The sequence below is a fragment of the Streptomyces flavofungini genome (assembly GCF_030388665.1).
In the GTDB taxonomy this organism is placed as follows: domain Bacteria; phylum Actinomycetota; class Actinomycetes; order Streptomycetales; family Streptomycetaceae; genus Streptomyces; species Streptomyces flavofungini_A.
Genome location: NZ_CP128846.1, coordinates 1,936,676 through 1,953,132 on the forward strand (window position 1 = coordinate 1,936,676; position 16,457 = coordinate 1,953,132).

A 16,457-nucleotide genomic window follows, 5' to 3' on the forward strand; every position below is an offset into this window, starting at 1 on the left:
GTTCAGCGGAACGGCAGCCGCGCCCACACCGTCTTCCCCGGCGCCCGCTCCCCCACCCCCCACTCCGCCGCCAGCGCCGCCACCAGGACCAGGCCCCGCCCCGACTCGGCCTCCGCGCCCGGCAGTTCGGGGCGCTCCGGCGGGCGGCGCTCCGCGCGCGTGTCCGTGACCTCGACGCGTACGCCGTCCGCCGCGAGCAGCAGCCGCAGCTCGAAGTCCCGCCCCGGTACGCGGCCGTGCGTCGCCGCGTTCGCCGCCAGTTCCGCGGTCACCTGGGCCACCGCGTCGGACAGTTCGCTGTCGTACGGGATGCCCCAGCCGTCGAGGTGGTACCGCGCGAGCCTGCGCGCCAGGCGGGCCCCTCGCGGGGTGGCGCTGATGCGCTGCGTGAACACATGTGCTGGTGTGGGGGTTTGCACCTGGAGTGGCATGGCACCCACCGTGACCTGCACTGTCGTCCGACGGGAGCCCCAGAACTCGTACGCTGCGTAAGTGTACGGGTGCGAAGTGTGGACAGTACGGGTAACTGTCCGTGAGCATGGGCGCGTTGGCGGGGAACGGTACGCAAGCGTCTGGGGAGACCCGTGATGTCGTCAAGCACGCCTGGAACGAACGAGCCCGAGCCGACCGACGGGCTCAAGGCCTTCGGTGCGGCCCTGAAGAGCTTTCGCAAGCGGGCCGGTTACACGCAGGAGGCCCTGGCCCCGGAGATCGGATACTCGACGCACTTCGTGGCGTCGATCGAGCAGGGGCGGCGGTTCCCGCCCCCGAGGTTCGTCGACCAGGCAGAGGCCGCGCTGGACGCCTTCGGGACGTTGCGGCTGGTGGCCAATCAGCTGTCGCGCCAGCGCGGGCTGGCGTCCTGGTTCCGCCAGTGGGCCCAGTTGGAGCAGGAGGCGATCACCCTCTACACGTACGAATGCCGGTTGATTCCGGGGCTGTTGCAGACGCCCGCGTATGCGGAGCGCCTGTTCGCCAACCAGGTGCCCGTGATGAGCGACGAGCAGATCGCGGCCAACATGGCGGCGCGCGCCGAGCGCCAGAAGTTGCTCATGGAGCGGCCGAACACGGCCTACAGCTTCATCCTCGAAGAGCACCTGTTCCTGCGGAACATGGGCGGGGCGGCCATCACGCGGGAGGCCATCGACCACATCCTCAAGCTCGCCGAGCGACGGAACATCGAGTTGCAGGTCATGCCGGTCGCGCGCGAGTCGCACGCCGGGCTGGGCGGGCCCATCAGGCTCCTGGAGACGCCGGACAACCGGTGGTTCGCCTACTCCGAGGGGCAGGAGAGCGGCCAACTCATCTCTGACCCAAAGGTGGTCAGCATGCTCCAGATGCGGTATGCCAGGATGCGCTCACAGGCTCGCTCGTTCGAGGACTCGGTGAGCCTGTTGGAGCGGATGCGAGGAGCATGATGAGCACGCCCGAACTGGCCTGGTTCAAGAGCAGTTACAGCAGCGGGTCCGGCGACGACTGCGTCGAAGTGGCTCTCCGCCCCGACGCCATACACGTACGCGACTCCAAGAACCCCCAAGGCCCCCAACTCGCCCTCGATTCGGCCGCCTGGGCCGACTTCCTCACGTACGCGCGTAGCCGACCCGGAGGCCGTGCGCGCTGAGGATCGGCGGCAGCGGCTGGAAGAACGTCGTACCGCCGGACGCGCAGTTGCCGCTGCCGCCCACGGCGACGCCGAGCGCCGCGTCACCGGCGAAGCCGGGGCCGCCCGAGTCGCCGGGCTCGGCGCAGACGTTGGTGCGGATGAGGCCGTGCACGGTGCCTTCGGGGAAGGTGACCGAGGAGTTCAGGGACTGGATGGTCCCGCAGTGCAGGCCGGTCGTGGGCCCCGTACGGCAGATCTGCTGGCCGACGACGGGCTGCGGGGCGCGATTGATGCGGATGATCTGGCTTCCGGCCCTGATCTCACTGGGGTAGGTCAGCGTGGTGTTGGTGTAGCGCACGAGGGCGTAGCTGCTGCGGGGGAAGACGACGGTCTCGGTCACACCGACCGGGACGGTGAGGCGCGGGTCGGCGTACCACTGGGTGCCGACGGTGCCGCAGTGGCCACCCATGATCCCGTAGAAGCGCGTGCCGTTGCTGACGTTGAAGGCGACCGGGCAGCGGCCGCTCGCGGAGTAGAGGACGTCGCCGCCGCGGACCGCCGTCGCGGTGGGGGCGGCGGGCGCGGCAGTGGCCGAGGGAGCGGCGAGCAGGCCGAGGGCCGCGAGGGTGGCGCACAGCAACTGGGCGATGATCAGCCGGAGTCTCATGGGTTCTCCTGTGGGGGTGGCGATGTGCGCTTGGCCGAGCGTGGGCATTGTTGCGAAGTCCGGCGGGCTCGTCACGGGGCGACACATGCCCCGTTCGTCGATTCCGAAGGCGGGCATACTGGTGCCATGGGCACTGACCCGCTGGGCGGACCTTCCCCGACGAGCACCGGCGCACAGCCCGAAACGAAGCGCGGGCAGAGCACCGCTGGACGACGGCAGGTGGCCGACGACCGCGAAGCCACTGCCGACCAGCGTGAAGCAACCGCCGACCAGCGCGAAACCGCTGCCGACAGGCGGGATGCCATCGCCGACCAGCGCGAAGCCGCCCTGGACGCGTGGCAGAAGAGGCTCACCGCCAAGGAGTTGCGCCTGGACCAACGGCGTCGCACTGCGGGGGAGCCGGCTCCCAGCGCCCGGAAGCGCTCGTACGAGCAGATCGGGCGGGGCCAGAGCCTGCTGGAGACCAGCCAGGAGCGCCTGAGCCGCAGCGAGGCGGCACTGCGTCGCGCGGATGCGGCGGACCAGCGCGAGCAGGACGCCGTCAACCGGGAGGTGGCGGCCGCCACCGAACAGATGGCGGAGCAGAGCCCGGTGCTGCTTGAGGTCCTGTGGGCCCGGACGGACCTGCTGCGGGAGCGGGCCGTAGCGGCGGCCGAGTCGCTGGCCACGGCCGAGGCCGCCCTGGCCCGCGACCACAGACGCTGCGGCCGGGCCCAGGAAGCGGCCGAACACCGCCACCGCGCCACCGAGGCCCGCTCCGCCGCCGCCGCACTGCGCGCCACCACCGCCGAACCGCCCGAGGACGAGGGCGAGGGCTAGCGGGCCCCCGCCCACGAAGCCGCATGCGACGACAGCGCATCCCGGCGTCGACCTGAGGCCGCGCTGACACCGCGCTGACACCGCGCCGTCTCCGCACCGACTCCGCACCGACTCCGCACCGACTCCGCACCGACATCAACCTCCCAGCACCCTTGACTTGTTTTGAAGCACTCGCTTCAGAACGTGCTAGGGTCCACCGGGGTTCTGAAGCGACCGATTCAAAACGAGTCGCGCCCCCGTCGCAACCACCAGCCACAACCAGGGAGGGACCTCCATGCCGCTCGCGGTCTACGTGTTGGCGCTCGGCATCTTCACCCAGGGAACGTCGGAGTTCATGCTGTCGGGACTGCTCCCCGGCATGGCCGATGACCTGGGCGTCTCCATACCCGACGCCGGGCTGCTCATCTCGGCGTTCGCGATCGGCATGGTCGTCGGCGCGCCGCTGCTCGCGGTGGCGACACTGCGCCGGCCGCGCCGCACGGCGCTCGTGCTGCTCCAGGCCGTGTTCATCGCGGGGCACGTCGTGGGCGCGCTCGCGCCGGGGTACGGCGTCCTGTTCGCGACCCGGATCGTCAGCGCGCTCGCGTACGCCGGGTTCTGGGGCGTGGCCGTCGCCACGGCCGTGGCGCTCGTGCCGAGCGAGGCCAAGAGCAAGGCGGTCGGGCTCGTCGCGGGCGGCCTGACGCTCGCGACCATCGTCGGCGTCCCGGCAGGGACCGTCCTCAGCCAGTCCGCGAGCTGGCGCGCCGCCTTCTGGGCGGTGGCCGCGGCGACCGCCGTCAGCCTGGCCGCGACGGTGTTCGCCGTGCCGGGCGGCCGGGGCTCGCGCGAGGCGCCGTCCGTGCGCGCCGAGCTGCGCGGCATGAGGCGGCCGCAGCTGTGGCTGTCGTACGCCGTCACCGGCTTCGCCTTCGGCGCGGTCATCGTCACCTTCTCCTACCTCGCCGCCCTCCTCACCGACGTGAGCGGCCTGAGCGAGGGCTGGGTGCCCGCCGTGCTCGCGCTGTTCGGGGCGGGCGGCATGCTCGGCCTGCTCATCGGCAGCCGCACCGCGCAGGCACACGCCGTCGGCACGCTCGGGTGGGGGCTCGGCGGGCTCGCCGTGATCTCGGCGGCCCTCGCGCTCACCGCCGACACCGCCCTCGCCGTCGTACTCGTCCTGATCTTCCTGCTCGGCCTGGCGGGATACGTCACCAACCCGCCCCTCCAGTCCCGGGTGTTCGCCCTCGCCCCCGACGCGCCCACCCTCGTCGGCGCGACGAACACCGCCGCGTTCAACGTCGGCAACACCCTCGCCCCGATGCTCGGCGGCCTCACCATCGACGCCGGGTACGGGTACACGTCGGTGGCCTGGGTCGGGGCGGGGCTCGCGGTGCTCGGGTGCGCGGGGGCGCTGTGGGCGGGACACCTGGAGCGGGCGACGCAGCGAGCCGCGCGGGGTCCGGCACCGGTGGCCGAATCCCCCGCGCCCGCCGCCCCCGCCGGTTTTGAAAAGGTATTCCAAAACCGGTAGGCTCCCGCCCATGGCCAGGCCACGACAGTTCGACGAGGACCGCGTCATCACCGCCGCCATGGAGACCTTCTGGCGCCACGGGTACGAGGGCACGTCCACCCGCGACCTGTGCGACAGCACGGGCCTCGGCCCGTCCAGCCTCTACAACACCTTCGGCGGCAAGCGCGAGCTGTATCTGCGCGCCCTCGACCGCTACTACGAGACGGTCACCGGCGCGCAGATCGAGCGGCTTCAGGAGCCCGGCACCGCCAAGGACCGGCTGCGCGCGATGATGCTGCATTCCGTCGACAGCGACCTCGACGCCGACGACGGGCGCGGCTGCTTCGCCATCAACGCGGCGATCGAGCTGGCCGGGCTCGACGCGGACGTCAAGCGGGTCGTGCGGCGCAACTTCACGCGCGTGGAGGACGAGGTGCGCGCGGTCGTCGAGGAGGGCCAGCGCGCGGGCGAGATCCCGGCGGACCGCGACGCCCGCGCCCTGGCCCGGCTGGTCCAGAGCACTTACTACGGCCTGCGCGTCCTCGGCCGCGTACAGGACGACCGCGATGTTCTGCTCGCCACCGTCGACAACACCCTGGAGCGGCTGTGACCCACGTGGACGCAGAAGAGGGCGCCGGGTCCCGGTAGCGGGAGCCGCGCCCTCCTCACCGCCATGGAGCAGAACTCGCCGCGCACGTCGGCCATCTGCACCAGCACCGGCACCTGCCCGACGCCACCATCACCGTCACCGCCGCCGCCCCGCGACGCCGGAGCCACCACGGCGGTCCAGGCGTCACCCGAGGGCGAGCCCGTCTACCGCAAGCCCGGCTTCGCCGCACTCGGCCGCTTCACCGCGTACGCAGTTGCGTCGACGGCACGATCTGCTGCGGCTGGTCAGGGCTCGACCACAGCAGCTTCATGTGCGCCTCACCGGTGTTCTCCGCGTAGTCGACGCGGATGCTGTGGCGCTCGCCCGCCGTCAGCGGCACCTGCGCCTTGTCGACCTTCGGCTCGTGCGGGTTCCAGGAGTCGATGACGAGCCTGCCGTCGATCCAGACCCGCACCACGTCGCCGGAGACCGTCGTCAGCGTGTACGTCTCCGTGCGGCGCGGCTCGATCGACCCCGTCCAGCGGACGCTGAAGCGGTCCGACGGGATCGACGCGTGCGGTGAACCACCGAACTTCCAGGCGTGGTTGACCGTGGGGTCGGTGCGGGTGACCTTCGGGGCGCCGGCGAGATCCGCGTTGTCGAAGATCTCCTGCTCGGGGGTGCCGTAGTCGCCGTCGGTGACGCGACGCTTGCCGACCCGGTTGTTGATGACGAGGTCCGGGTTCAGACCGCGCAGGTAGGACTCCAGGCGCTCGCCGTCCCTCGCGGTCCACGGGTTGTGCGGGTCCTCGGTGTCCCACTCCCCGTCGAACCAGAGCAGCGCCGGGTCGTAGGTGTCCACCAGCTCCTTGAGCTGGGCGTACATGCGCTTCTCGTACTTCGGCCTCCAGGTTCGCGTACGCGCCGAAGTGGATGAACATGCCGAAGCGGTCCTGGCGGAACCAGTCGGTGCGATCGGCGGTGAAGGGGTCGTCGGCGGCGTGGTCGGTTCCGGGGCCCCCGTCGGGGCCGGCGCACCCGGACTAATCCCAGGAACATGCTTGGCGTCTCTGGATCTCGCGATCGCGCGTGTGGCAGGCTCCTCCAAGCCCCCTACAAGCCCCGCGCCAGCGCCCCCGCCGTGCCCCAGAAGAAGACCACCCGCCCCGACGCCGCCGGGCCGCAGTCCGTGCAGGGCACCTGCTACCACGTGCGGCGCGGCAGCGGCGGACGCCTGATCGTCCTCACCGTCAACGGCACCTCGATGAACATGACCTCCGGCGGCAACCTCCGGCCCGAGGGTTACGGAACGGGGTCGGGCCGGGCAGGAGTCACCTCGGTACTCGCCGCCCGCCCCGACCCCGGGAGCCCCGTATGCCGCACCCGCCCCGCCGCCGTACCGTCCTGACCGCGTTCGCCGGCACCGCCGGTGCCGCCGTGGCCTGTTCGCCCGCCGCCTCACAGGGCTCGGGCGGCCCGGCACCCGGCACGTCGGTCCGCACGCGCGGCGGGTCCGGGCCCACCGCCGCGGCCACCGCGGCCGCGCGAAGACTGCTCCCCGACCACTGGGAACAGGTCACGTTCAAGACGGTCCCGAGCGACGACGACGTCTTCAGGGTGTCCGGAAAACGCGGTCACATCGTCGTCTCAGGTCCCACCGCCGCCGTCCAACTCACCGGACTGCGGCACTACTTGCAGCACACCGCGCACGCCACGATCACCTGGGCGGGCGACCAGCTCGACCTGCCCGCGACGCTCCCCGCCCCGGGCGCCCCCGTCACCCGGCGCGCCGACGTCCCGCACCGCTTCGTCCTCAACGACACCAACGACGGCTATGTGAACGCCTACGCCGACTGGACCTACTGGGAGCACGAACTCGACGTACTCGCACTGCACGGCTACAACGAAGTCCTCGTGTACGCCGGGGCCGACGCGGTCTATCACCGGATGTTTCAGGAGTTCGGATACGACGACGAGGAGCTGCGGGCCTGGGTGCCGGGGCCCGCGCACCAGCCGTGGTGGCTGTTGCAGAACATGTCGTCGTTCCCGCACCCCGTGTCCCGGCAGTTGCTCGCCAAGCGCGCCCGCCTCGGCCGCCGCATCGCCGACCGGGCCCGCGAGCTGGGCATGACGCCCGTGCTCCCGGGCTACTTCGGCACCGTCCCGCCCGGCTTCGCCGACCGCAACCCGGGAGCGAGGACCGTGCCGCAGGGCGACTGGGTGGGCTTCGCGCGGCCCGACTGGCTGGACCCGCGCACCGACGGGTTCGCGCGCGTGGCCGCCGCGTTCTACCGGGTGCAGGACGAGTTGTTCGGCCCGTCGACGATGTACAAGATGGATCTCCTGCACGAGGGCGGCAAGCCCGGTGACGTGCCGGTCGGCGAGGCCGCGAAGGGCGTCGAGAAGGCGCTGCGGACGGCGCACCGGGACGCGGTCTGGGTGATCCTCGGCTGGCAGCACAATCCGCCGAAGGAGATCACGGACGCCGTCGACAAGTCCCGGATGCTCGTCGTCGACGGGCTCAGCGACCGCTTCCCCACGGTCACCGACCGCGAGTCCGACTGGGGCTCCACGCCGTACGCCTTCGGCTCGATCTGGAACTTCGGCGGGCACACGGTCCTCGGCGCGAACACGCCGGACTGGGCGGACCTCTACGGGAAGTGGCGCACCAAGGACGGCAGCACCCTGCGCGGCATCGCGCTCATGCCCGAGGCGGCCGACAACAACCCGGCGGCGTTCGCCCTCTTCTCCGAACTCCCTTGGCTGGATCGCGACGTGGACCTCAAGGCGTGGTTCGACGCCTGGTCGGTGGCGCGCTACGGAGCGGCCGATCCGCACGCGCGGGCCGCCTGGGACGTGCTGCGCCGCACCGTCTACGGCACCACGCGCGCCGACAAGTGGTCCGAGGGCGCCGACGGCCTGTTCGGCGCGCGGCCCGGTCTCGCGGTGACGTCGGCGGCTTCCTGGTCGCCGAAGGCGCTGCGGTACGAGGCGGCGGAGTTCGAGCCCGCGCTCGGCGAACTGCTGCTCGTGCGCCGGGAGTTGCGGAGGTCGTCCGGGTACCGCCGCGATCTGCTCGACGTCGCCCGGCAGGCCCTGTCCAACCGCAGCCGGGTGCTGCTTGTGCGCATCAAGGACGCCTACGACCAGCGGGACACCGCGCGCTTCGAGGAGCTGACCCGGACCTGGCTCGGCCTGATCGACCTCCTCGACCGGCTGGTCGCCACCGACGCCCGGCATCTGCTCGGCCGGGCGCTCGCCGACGCCCGGGGCTGGGGCGCCGACGCCCGCGAGCGCGACCGGCTGGCCTACGACCAGCTGTCGTTGCTGACCGTGTGGGGCACCCGCGCCGGGGCCGACGCGGGCCTGAGGGACTACGCCAACCGGGAGTGGGCGGGCCTGGTCGGCGGGTTGTACCGGCTGCGCTGGAAGACGTACTTCGACGAGCTGCGTGCCGCGCTCAAGGAGGGCCGCGCGCCCAAGGACATCGACTGGTTCGCCCTGGAGGACCGCTGGACCCGGCAGCCGGGCCGGCTCGCGGTCCGTCCCACCGGGGACACGTACGCGATCGCGAAGCAGGTGCGCGCCGCGCTCGCCGGGTCCGACTGACGGCGGGCCGGGGTCGAGTCGCCGCGCCCGCGGACGGACAGAACACGATTCCGCCGCGGGCGCGACACCCTCACCAGGAACTCGTCAGTGCCTCACCGGGGGACGATCAGGGGCACTCCTTCCACTTCACGCGGTAGATGGTGCTGATGTCTCCGTCGGTGGAGTCCATCGTCATGAAGCTGGTCTTGGTGCGGTCCGAGGTGCCGAGGTCGACGCGCAGCTCGGTGTTGATGTTGAAGTTGCGCTGTTTGCCGCAGGGCGCCCAGACCAGCTGGGTGACCTCGGTCTCGTCGGTGGCCTGCCAGTTGTCGGCGATCGGGCCGTTGAAGGAGTGCGCCTTGCTTCCCGTGTCCGGGGAGCCCTGGAAGTAGTACGACGCCTTCTCGGTGCCCTTGGCACCCCTCTCCAGTGACGCGAAGCCTCGGTAGTCGGCGCTCGCGATCGCGTAGGTGAAGCCGTGGGGGACGTGGACGACCAGGCTGAGCTGGCAGTTCTTCCTGAACGCCGTGGGAGCGGAGTTCCCGCCCGCCTGGGCGAGGTAGTCGCTGTAGGTGACGGTGAAGGCCGTGTTGTCCTCGGAGACGGCGACGGCGGCCGTCCCTCTCGGGCAACCGGAACCGTTCACGGTCGCGACGTCGATCACGATCTTGTCCGGCGGCGGGTCGGAGAAACCCGTCGGATCCTGCGCGGGCAGGCCCGCGCCGATCAGGGCGGCCAGTGCGCCCCCGGCGAGCAGTGCAACGGACATGGTTCTCCCATTCTTGCTTCGGCCCACGGCGGCACGCGCGCAGGGCGCGGTCCGCCGCGAGGTGGGGGATGTAGCGGTACTGGGAGGAACTGACCCAGCCCTCGCACGGGGGCCACGAGCGGCCCGCGGGCGATGAGCGGAGGCTGAGGGTGTTGGGATAGTACGGACCAGCGTGAGCAGCGACTAGGGCGATGTCCGGCCATGTACGGGCGAAGCCGCGCGGCGCGTGGGGTGCGTGAGCGCGACACATCCGATGACTCTTGTTTGACGGGTATACGTCACAAGCGAACTCTGGTAGGAAACCTTCCTAACAGAACAGCGGAACGCTGAACTCCCCCACCTGGAGGACCCGTTGCACGCTCACCGCACCCCCCACGGGCGCACCACGCGACGTGCCGTGATCGGCCTGGTCGGCGCCACCCTTCTCGCCGGTTCGCTGGCCCTGACCCAGACCGCGGGCGCCGCCCCGGCCCCGGCGCCCGCGAGCGGCACCCCCTCGCTCTCCGCCGCCGCCGGGCTCGACGACCCGGCGAAGAAGGAGATCGCGATGAAACTGGTCTCCAGCGCGGAGAACTCCTCGCTCGACTGGAAGGCGCAGTACGGCTACATCGAGGACATCGACGACGGCCGCGGCTACACGGCGGGCATCATCGGATTCTGTTCCGGCACCGGCGACATGCTCGACCTGGTCGAGCTGTACACCCAGCGCAAGCCCGGCAACGTCCTCGCGAAGTACCTGCCCGCGCTGCGCGAGGTCGACGGCAGCGACTCGCACGAGGGCCTGGACCCGAACTTCACCAGGGACTGGAAGAAGGCCGCCCAGGACTCGGCGTTCCGGAAGGCCCAGAACGACGAGCGCGACCGCGTCTACTTCAACCCGGCGGTCAAGCGGGGCAAGGCCGACGGCATCGGCACGCTCGGGCAGTTCGCCTACTACGACGCGATCGTCATGCACGGGGACGGCGGCGACAGCACCAGCTTCAGCAACATACGCAAGCGCGCCCTGACCAAGGCCAAGCCCCCGGCGCAGGGCGGCGACGAGGTGAAGTACCTGCACGCGTTCCTGGACGCCCGCGTCTGGGCGATGAAGCAGGAGGCGGCCCACGAGGACACCAGCCGCGTGGACACCGCCCAGCGCGTGTTCCTCAACAAGAAGAATCTGAACCTGGACCCGCCGCTGGACTGGAAGGTCTACGGCGACTCCTTCCACATCGGCAGGTAGCCGCCACGGGGCGCGGGCGCGGGCGTCCGGGGCACCGGCGGGTGCCCCGGACGCCCGCGCCCGGCTCAGCGCGTCAGTGCACCCCGGCAGCGGAAGGCCCCGCGGGCGCGGAGTGGGTGCGCTGTTCGGCGATCTCCCCGCCGGGTTCCATCGGCGCCGTGACCTCGTCGTCCTCGCCGCCCCTTCCGGTGTGGTTGAACAGCAGGTTCAGGACGACCGCGGCTACGCAGCCGGTGGAGATGCCGGAGTCCAGGATGATCTTCGCGGTCTCCGGGAACGCGTGGTAGAACTCCGGCGCGGAGATGGGGATCAGGCCCACCGCGAGGGAGACGGCGACGATCAGGACGTTGTTGTCCTTCTCCAGGCCCGCCTTGACGAGGGTCTGGATGCCGCTCGCGGCGACCGAGCCGAACAGGACGACGCCCGCGCCGCCGAGCACGGGCCGGGGCACGACCGCGATGAGCGAGGCGGCCATCGGGCACAGGCCCATCAGGACGAGGAAGCCGCCGCCGGTCGCGACGACGTACCGGCTGCGGATCCTCGTCATCGCGACCAGGCCGATGTTCTGCGCGAACGCGCTGCACATGAAGCCGTTGAAGAGCGGGCTCACGGCGGATCCGAGGGTGTCGGCGCGCAGGCCCGCGGCGATGGTCTTCTCGTCGGCGGGGCGGTCCACGATCTCACCGAGGGCGAGCATGTCGGCCGTCGACTCGGTCATGGAGACGACCATGACGACACAGAGCGAGACGATCGCGGCGGCGGCGAACTGCGGGGCGCCGAAGTGGAACGGCGTCGGGAAGCCGACCACGTCCGCGTCGGCGACCGGACCGAAGTCCGTGACGTCGAAGGGGATCGCGACCAGCGTGCCGATGACCAGGCCGAGGAGCACCGCGATCTGCTTCACGAAGCCGCGCGTGAAGCGCCGCAGGAGGAGCACGATCACGAGGGTGATCCCCGCGAGCGAGAGGTACTTGGTCGAGCCGTAGTCGTCGGCCGCCGGGTTCGGTCCCTGCATCCAGCCGAAGGCGACCGGCATCAGCGAGATGCCGATGAGGGTGATGACCGTGCCGGTCACCACGGGCGGGAAGAAGCGGACCATCTTGGAGAAGAACGGCGCCGCGACGAAGCCGAGCAGGCCCGCGACGATCACCGCGCCGAAGATGATCGGCAGCGCGTCGTCCTTGTCCTTGGTGGAGTCCACGACCGCGAGCATGGGCGCGACACCGGCGAAGGTGACCCCGTTGACGAACGGCAGCCGGGCGCCGATGTTCCAGATGCCGAGCGTCTGCAGGAAGGTCGCGAGACCGGCCGTGAACAGACACGCGCCGGTGAGGAAGGTGAGCTCCTTCGCCGAGAGGCCGACGGCGGCGCCCACGATGAGCGGCGGCGCGACGACGCCCGCGTACATGGCGGCGACGTGCTGCAGGCCGGTGGTGGCCATCTTCAGCGCGGGGAGCTTCTCGTCGACGGGGTGCGGAGCGCCTTCGGGGGGCGTGGAGCCTTCGGGGGGCGAGGACCCTTCGGGGTCCCGTGCGCCTTCGGGATGTGGGGTCCCGTCGGACTGTGGGGTGGTGCCTTGCTTGGTGAACCTGGGCTCGGTCGCCACTGCGGCTCCTCCGTTTGTTTTCCTGTGCCGGCTGCGGACCGGCACGCGCTTCTGGGAGGTGGTGCGTGATGCAAGGACTTGCTCGTTATGCGGTTGTGAAGCGCCCAGGCAGTACTGACCGCCCCGGGAACGTGAAGCTTTGGGCCACGTTCCGGGGCGGCACTCGAACAGCCCGCTCGGCTGCTCGAGTCCGGTCGGGGGCCGTCCCCCCCGACCGGAGATCCAGGGGTCAGCTCCCGGCGGCGACGCGCGCCAGTCGCTGCGCCTCGGCCCGCGTGACACGGGCGATGGCGTCCTCGTCGACGTGCAGCAGACGGCCGTTCTCGACGACCGGCCGGCCGCCCACGAGGGAGAGCGTCACCGGCGCTGCCGCGCCGAAGACGATGGCGGTGACCGGGTCGGCGATCGAGGAGTGCCCGATGCCGTCGATCTTCCACAGGACCAGGTCGGCGAGCTTGCCCGCCTCCAGGGAGCCGATCTGGCTCGCCCGGCCGAGGACCTGGGCACCGCCGTACGTCCCCAGGCGCAAGGCCTGACGGGCGTTCAGGGCGGCTTCCTTGTGGGCGCCCAGGCGGTTGATGAGGAGCGCGTTGCGCAGTTCGGTGTGCAGCTCGCCGGACTCGTTGGAGGCGGTGCCGTCCACGCCGAGGCCGACGGGGACGCCCGCGGCGAGCATGTCGGGTACGCGGGCGATGCCGGCGGCGAGGCGGGCGTTGGAGGAGGGGCAGTGGGCGACGCCGGTGCCGGTGCGCGCGAACGCCTCGATGTCGGAGTCGTTCATGTGGACGCAGTGCGCCATCCACACGTCCTCTCCGAGCCAGCCGGTGGACGCGAAGTAGTCGGTCGGGCCGAGGCCGAACAGCTCGTGGCAGAACTTCTCCTCCTCCACCGTCTCGCTGCCGTGGGTGTGCAGGCGCACCCCGAGGCGGCGCGCCAACTCGGCGCCCTGCTTCATGAGTTCGGTGGAGACGGAGAACGGCGAGCAGGGCGCGACGGCCACCTGCGTCATGGCGCCGAAGGAGGCGTCGTGGTGCTTCTTGACCGTCTCCTCGGTGGCGGCGAGCGCGCCGTCCAGGGTCTCGACGGCGAAGTCCGGCGGCAGGCCGCCGTCCTTCTCGCTGCGGTCCATGGAGCCGCGCGCCAGGGTGAAGCGCACGCCCGTCTCGCGGGCCGCCCCGATGATGGCGCCGGACAGGTCGCCGGAGCCCTTGGGGTAGACGTAGTGGTGGTCCATGGCGGTGGTGACGCCGCCGCGCGCCATCATGGCGAGGGAGCCCTGCGCGGCGGCGCGGACCATGTCCTCGTCGATGCGCGCCCACGTCGGATACAGCGCCACCAGCCAGTTGAACAGGTTGTGGTCGGTGGCGAGGCCCCGGGTGATCCACTGGTAGAAGTGGTGGTGCGTGTTCACCAGGCCGGGCGTGACCAGGTGGCCGGTGCCGTCCACGCGGCGCACGACGTTCTCCAGGCCCTCGGGGGCCTTCCCCGCGCCGATCGACTCGATCGTGCGGCCGGCGACGACCACGTACCCCGACGCGTACTCGGTGTCGTCGGCGTCCACGGTCGCGATGGCGCAGTTCTCGATGACGATGCGCTCGAGAGCGCCTTCGGGGGTTGCCGATGCTGCCATGGTGCTTCCTTCTTGGGTGAGTGGCGAGATGCTGGGCACGGCATGACCCTAGGAAGATTTGAGTGCCGCGGCGGCGTTCTGCGCGCTGCCGCGGGTGCCGAGGTGGTGGAAGAACAGGTTGAGCGAGACCGCGGTGAGCGCGCCCGCGCTGATGCCGGAGCCGAGCACGGTCTGCGCCCAGGCGGGGAAGTCGGCGTAGAAGGCGGGCGCGGCGAGCGGGATGATGCCCGCCCCGAGCGACACGGCCACCAGGATGATGTTGGAGCTGTCGTCCAGGCCCGCCTCGGAGAGCGTACGGATGCCGCTGACCGCGATGGAGCCGAAGAGCACGATGCCCGCGCCGCCGAGGACCGGCATGGGGACGAGGCTGACGACCGCGCCGAGCGCCGGGAAGGCGCCGAGCACGATGAGCGCACCGCCCGCGACGGCGACGACATAGCGGCTGCGCACCCGGGTCAGGGAGACGACGCCCACGTTCTGCGCGAAGGCGGAGGTCGGGAAGCCGCCGAAGACCGGACCCACGAGAGTGGCGATGCCGTCGGTGCGCAGGCCGCGGGTGATGGTCCTCCCGTCCGTCCTGCGCTCGCAGATCTCGCCGAGCGCGAGCATCCCGGCGCTGGACTCCGTCATCAGGACCAGCATCACGATGCACAGGGACAGGATCGCGGCGGGCTGGAACTCGGGGGCGCCGAAGGCGAACGGCTCGGGCACGGCGGCGACGGGCGCGGACTCCAGGGCGGCGAAGTCGGCCATCCCGAACGGGATCGCGGCGAGCGTGCCGATGAACAGGCCCATGAGCAGGGCGACTTGCTTGAGGAAGCCGCGGGCGAAGCGCTGGCAGAGCAGGATCACCACGAGCGTGAAGGCGGCGAGCGCGAGGAAGCGCATGTCGCCGAAGTCGGCGGCCTCCTTGTCGCCGCCCTGCGCCCAGGTGACGGGCACGGGCATCAGCGTCACGCCGATGAGCGTGATGACGACGCCGGTGACCAGCGGCGGGAAGAAGCGCAGCAGTCGGCCGAAGAAGGGTCCGACGGCCAGGCAGAACACGCCCGCGACCATCACCGCGCCGTAGATCGCCGGGAGTTGGTGTCCCGTCGCGCTGTTCTCGGCGATGGCGAGGATGGGTGCGATGCCCGCCGAGGACGCGGCGTTCACGAACGGCAGGCGGTTGCCCACGACCCCTTTGACGCCGAGGGTCTGGAGCAGGGTGGCGAGGCCGGCGATGAGCAGGCTCGCCGCGATCAGCCGGGTCTGGGCGGCGGTGTCGAGTCCGACGGCCTGGCCGATGATGAGCGGAGGGGTGACGACGCCCGCGTACATGGCGGCGATGTGCTGGAGCGCGGCGGGGACGAGCCGCGAGGTCTTGAGCTTCTCGTCCACCGGGTGGCACTCGTCCACCGGGGGACAGGGGAGAGTCGACTCCCCTTCAGGTATTGCGGGCTGTGCCATGCCTTTCGTTCCCTCCGGTGTGGCGCGCCCCGGACGTCAGGTTCCGGGGCGCGCGTCCCGCGTCAGAGGTTGGTCATGTCGACCGGGATCCTCGCCTCGGTGCCGTCGCGCAGGATGGTGGCCTCGATGAGGCCGTAGGGGCGGTCGGCGGCGTAGTAGACCGCGCCGTCCTTGGCGTCGTTGTCCAGGCCGCAGAAGGACAGGTCCTGACGGAAGTGGTGCTTGTTGGGCGCGGAGAAGCGGATCTCGTCTATCTCGCCGCGGTTGTTCAGGACCCGGGCACCCATTTGGTAGAGCGTCTGCTGGAGCGAGAGGGAGTAGGTCTCCACGAAGGCCTGCAGGATGTGCTTCTTGGCCTGCTCGTAGGACTTCTCCCAGTTCGGCATGCGCTGCTCGTCATTGGTCCAGTTGTGCCGCCACCACGTCGAGAGGGACGTGGCGAGGATGCGGTCGTAGTCCTCCTTGAGCGTCGTGTACTTGTCCTTGATGTAGCCCCAGAACTCGGAGTTCGTGGAGTTCATCACGGTCAGGTCCTTCAGACCGCTCAGGATCTCGAACTCCGTGCCGTCATAGGTGATCTGGGCGACCCGGATCTCCTGGCCCTTGCGCACGAAGGAGTGCTTGACCTCGTCGGCGCCGATGAACTGCGAGTTGGCGTCGGAGGCGGTGATGCGCTCCCAGGCGTACTCCTCGATGCGGATGCGCGCCCGGTGGATGGAGGGCTGGCTGTCCACGAAGTGCCGCGCGAGGTGGATGCCGTACTGCTCGGCGGACTCGATGCCGTATTCCTTGGCGAACGCGAAGCAGGTGTTCTTCGTGGTGTCCGTGGGCAGGCAGTTGGCGTTCGAGCCGCTGTAGTGGACGTCGTCCAGGTCGCCGGAGAGGGCGACGGAGACGTTGAGGTCCTTGATGTGGTGGGTGTCGCCGTCCCGCGTGATCTTGACGACCCGGTTCTCGGCCTTGCCGTACTGGTTCTGGCCCAGGATCACAGGGCGGGACCGGCGGGAATCGTCTGTCATGTCT

At 70.8% G+C, this 16,457-nt stretch carries 16 protein-coding genes; 8 read left to right on the plus strand and 8 right to left on the minus strand.

The window, feature by feature from the left end; all coding sequences use genetic code 11:
* Nucleotides 1-2: 2 nt before the first annotated feature.
* Nucleotides 3-431, minus strand: coding sequence for an ATP-binding protein (locus QUY26_RS07550; protein ID WP_289944386.1), 429 nt, complete (start codon nt 429-431; stop codon nt 3-5).
* Between the two features lie 156 nt (nt 432-587).
* Here QUY26_RS07550 and QUY26_RS07555 point away from each other — a divergent pair, with 156 nt between their 5' ends.
* A complete protein-coding gene (locus tag QUY26_RS07555) occupies nt 588-1,418 on the plus strand; it encodes a helix-turn-helix domain-containing protein (protein WP_289944387.1) in 831 nt (276 codons plus the stop codon).
* Nucleotides 1,418-1,621, plus strand: coding sequence for a DUF397 domain-containing protein (locus tag QUY26_RS07560; protein WP_289944390.1), 204 nt, complete (start codon nt 1,418-1,420; stop codon nt 1,619-1,621). Before QUY26_RS07555 ends, QUY26_RS07560 begins: the two co-directional genes overlap by 1 nt.
* Here QUY26_RS07560 and QUY26_RS07565 read toward each other — a convergent pair.
* The gene (locus QUY26_RS07565) at nt 1,581-2,270 is read right to left on the minus strand and encodes a S1 family peptidase (RefSeq protein ID WP_289944392.1); all 690 of its coding nucleotides are present in this window, start codon (nt 2,268-2,270) and stop codon (nt 1,581-1,583) included. The genes QUY26_RS07560 and QUY26_RS07565 overlap by 41 nt on opposite strands.
* Before the next feature lie 126 nt (nt 2,271-2,396).
* On the opposite strand from QUY26_RS07565, the gene QUY26_RS07570 reads away from it, so the two are divergent.
* From QUY26_RS07570 to QUY26_RS07580, 3 genes are all read left to right on the plus strand, one after another.
* Nucleotides 2,397-3,089, plus strand: coding sequence for a hypothetical protein (locus tag QUY26_RS07570; RefSeq protein ID WP_289944393.1), 693 nt, complete (start codon nt 2,397-2,399; stop codon nt 3,087-3,089).
* A gap of 274 nt (nt 3,090-3,363) precedes the next feature.
* Nucleotides 3,364-4,602, plus strand: coding sequence for a Cmx/CmrA family chloramphenicol efflux MFS transporter (locus QUY26_RS07575; protein ID WP_289944395.1), 1,239 nt, complete (start codon nt 3,364-3,366; stop codon nt 4,600-4,602).
* Between the two features lie 10 nt (nt 4,603-4,612).
* The gene (locus QUY26_RS07580; protein WP_289944397.1) at nt 4,613-5,191 is read left to right on the plus strand and encodes a TetR/AcrR family transcriptional regulator; all 579 of its coding nucleotides are present in this window, start codon (nt 4,613-4,615) and stop codon (nt 5,189-5,191) included.
* A 238-nt stretch (nt 5,192-5,429) separates the two neighbouring features.
* Here QUY26_RS07580 and QUY26_RS07585 read toward each other — a convergent pair whose 3' ends face one another.
* The gene (locus QUY26_RS07585) at nt 5,430-6,056 is read right to left on the minus strand and encodes a PA14 domain-containing protein (protein ID WP_436840286.1); all 627 of its coding nucleotides are present in this window, start codon (nt 6,054-6,056) and stop codon (nt 5,430-5,432) included.
* A gap of 255 nt (nt 6,057-6,311) precedes the next feature.
* Between QUY26_RS07585 and QUY26_RS07590 the strand changes: the two genes are divergently transcribed.
* Together QUY26_RS07590 and QUY26_RS07595 are read left to right on the plus strand one after the other, a co-directional pair.
* On the plus strand, nt 6,312-6,578 hold the full coding sequence (locus QUY26_RS07590) for a hypothetical protein (protein ID WP_289944398.1): 267 nt from the start codon (nt 6,312-6,314) through the stop codon (nt 6,576-6,578).
* The gene (locus QUY26_RS07595; protein ID WP_289944400.1) at nt 6,545-8,779 is read left to right on the plus strand and encodes an alpha-N-acetylglucosaminidase; all 2,235 of its coding nucleotides are present in this window, start codon (nt 6,545-6,547) and stop codon (nt 8,777-8,779) included. Before QUY26_RS07590 ends, QUY26_RS07595 begins: the two co-directional genes overlap by 34 nt.
* Nucleotides 8,780-8,885: 106 nt before the next feature.
* On the opposite strand, the gene QUY26_RS07600 is transcribed toward QUY26_RS07595, so the two are convergent.
* Nucleotides 8,886-9,527: a DUF4360 domain-containing protein gene (locus tag QUY26_RS07600; protein WP_289944403.1), complete on the minus strand. Its 642-nt coding sequence runs from the start codon at nt 9,525-9,527 to the stop codon at nt 8,886-8,888.
* A gap of 352 nt (nt 9,528-9,879) precedes the next feature.
* Here QUY26_RS07600 and QUY26_RS07605 point away from each other — a divergent pair, with 352 nt between their 5' ends.
* Nucleotides 9,880-10,749, plus strand: coding sequence for a chitosanase (locus QUY26_RS07605; protein ID WP_436840287.1), 870 nt, complete (start codon nt 9,880-9,882; stop codon nt 10,747-10,749).
* Nucleotides 10,750-10,822: 73 nt separating this feature from the next.
* On the opposite strand, the gene QUY26_RS07610 is transcribed toward QUY26_RS07605, so the two are convergent.
* From QUY26_RS07610 to pucL, 4 genes are all read right to left on the minus strand, one after another.
* Nucleotides 10,823-12,355 (minus strand): nucleobase:cation symporter-2 family protein, encoded by a 1,533-nt coding sequence (locus tag QUY26_RS07610; protein WP_436840288.1) that lies wholly within the window; start codon nt 12,353-12,355, stop codon nt 10,823-10,825.
* 229 nt (nt 12,356-12,584) lie between these two features.
* Nucleotides 12,585-13,985: an 8-oxoguanine deaminase gene (locus QUY26_RS07615; protein ID WP_289944405.1), complete on the minus strand. Its 1,401-nt coding sequence runs from the start codon at nt 13,983-13,985 to the stop codon at nt 12,585-12,587.
* A gap of 48 nt (nt 13,986-14,033) precedes the next feature.
* The gene (locus tag QUY26_RS07620; RefSeq protein ID WP_289944408.1) at nt 14,034-15,434 is read right to left on the minus strand and encodes a nucleobase:cation symporter-2 family protein; all 1,401 of its coding nucleotides are present in this window, start codon (nt 15,432-15,434) and stop codon (nt 14,034-14,036) included.
* A 62-nt stretch (nt 15,435-15,496) separates the two neighbouring features.
* Entirely contained in the window at nt 15,497-16,453 is a 957-nt protein-coding gene (pucL, locus tag QUY26_RS07625) for a factor-independent urate hydroxylase (protein ID WP_289944410.1), read from the minus strand.
* Between the last annotated feature and the right edge of the window lie 4 nt (nt 16,454-16,457).

Excerpts from the sequence above, each read along its gene's own strand:
- QUY26_RS07585 (WP_436840286.1), bottom strand. The coding sequence starts at position 6,056 with ATGTACGCCCAGCTCAAGGAGCTGGTGGACACCTACGACCCGGCGCTG.
- QUY26_RS07555 (WP_289944387.1), top strand. The coding sequence starts at position 588 with ATGTCGTCAAGCACGCCTGGAACGAACGAGCCCGAGCCGACCGACGGG.
- QUY26_RS07565 (WP_289944392.1), bottom strand. The coding sequence starts at position 2,270 with ATGAGACTCCGGCTGATCATCGCCCAGTTGCTGTGCGCCACCCTCGCG.
- QUY26_RS07570 (WP_289944393.1), top strand. The coding sequence starts at position 2,397 with ATGGGCACTGACCCGCTGGGCGGACCTTCCCCGACGAGCACCGGCGCA.
- QUY26_RS07600 (WP_289944403.1), bottom strand. The coding sequence starts at position 9,527 with ATGTCCGTTGCACTGCTCGCCGGGGGCGCACTGGCCGCCCTGATCGGC.
- QUY26_RS07595 (WP_289944400.1), top strand. The coding sequence starts at position 6,545 with ATGCCGCACCCGCCCCGCCGCCGTACCGTCCTGACCGCGTTCGCCGGC.
- QUY26_RS07575 (WP_289944395.1), top strand. The coding sequence starts at position 3,364 with ATGCCGCTCGCGGTCTACGTGTTGGCGCTCGGCATCTTCACCCAGGGA.
- QUY26_RS07620 (WP_289944408.1), bottom strand. The coding sequence starts at position 15,434 with ATGGCACAGCCCGCAATACCTGAAGGGGAGTCGACTCTCCCCTGTCCC.
- pucL (WP_289944410.1), bottom strand. The coding sequence starts at position 16,453 with ATGACAGACGATTCCCGCCGGTCCCGCCCTGTGATCCTGGGCCAGAAC.
- QUY26_RS07550 (WP_289944386.1), bottom strand. The coding sequence starts at position 431 with ATGCCACTCCAGGTGCAAACCCCCACACCAGCACATGTGTTCACGCAG.
- QUY26_RS07580 (WP_289944397.1), top strand. The coding sequence starts at position 4,613 with ATGGCCAGGCCACGACAGTTCGACGAGGACCGCGTCATCACCGCCGCC.
- QUY26_RS07615 (WP_289944405.1), bottom strand. The coding sequence starts at position 13,985 with ATGGCAGCATCGGCAACCCCCGAAGGCGCTCTCGAGCGCATCGTCATC.
- QUY26_RS07560 (WP_289944390.1), top strand. The coding sequence starts at position 1,418 with ATGAGCACGCCCGAACTGGCCTGGTTCAAGAGCAGTTACAGCAGCGGG.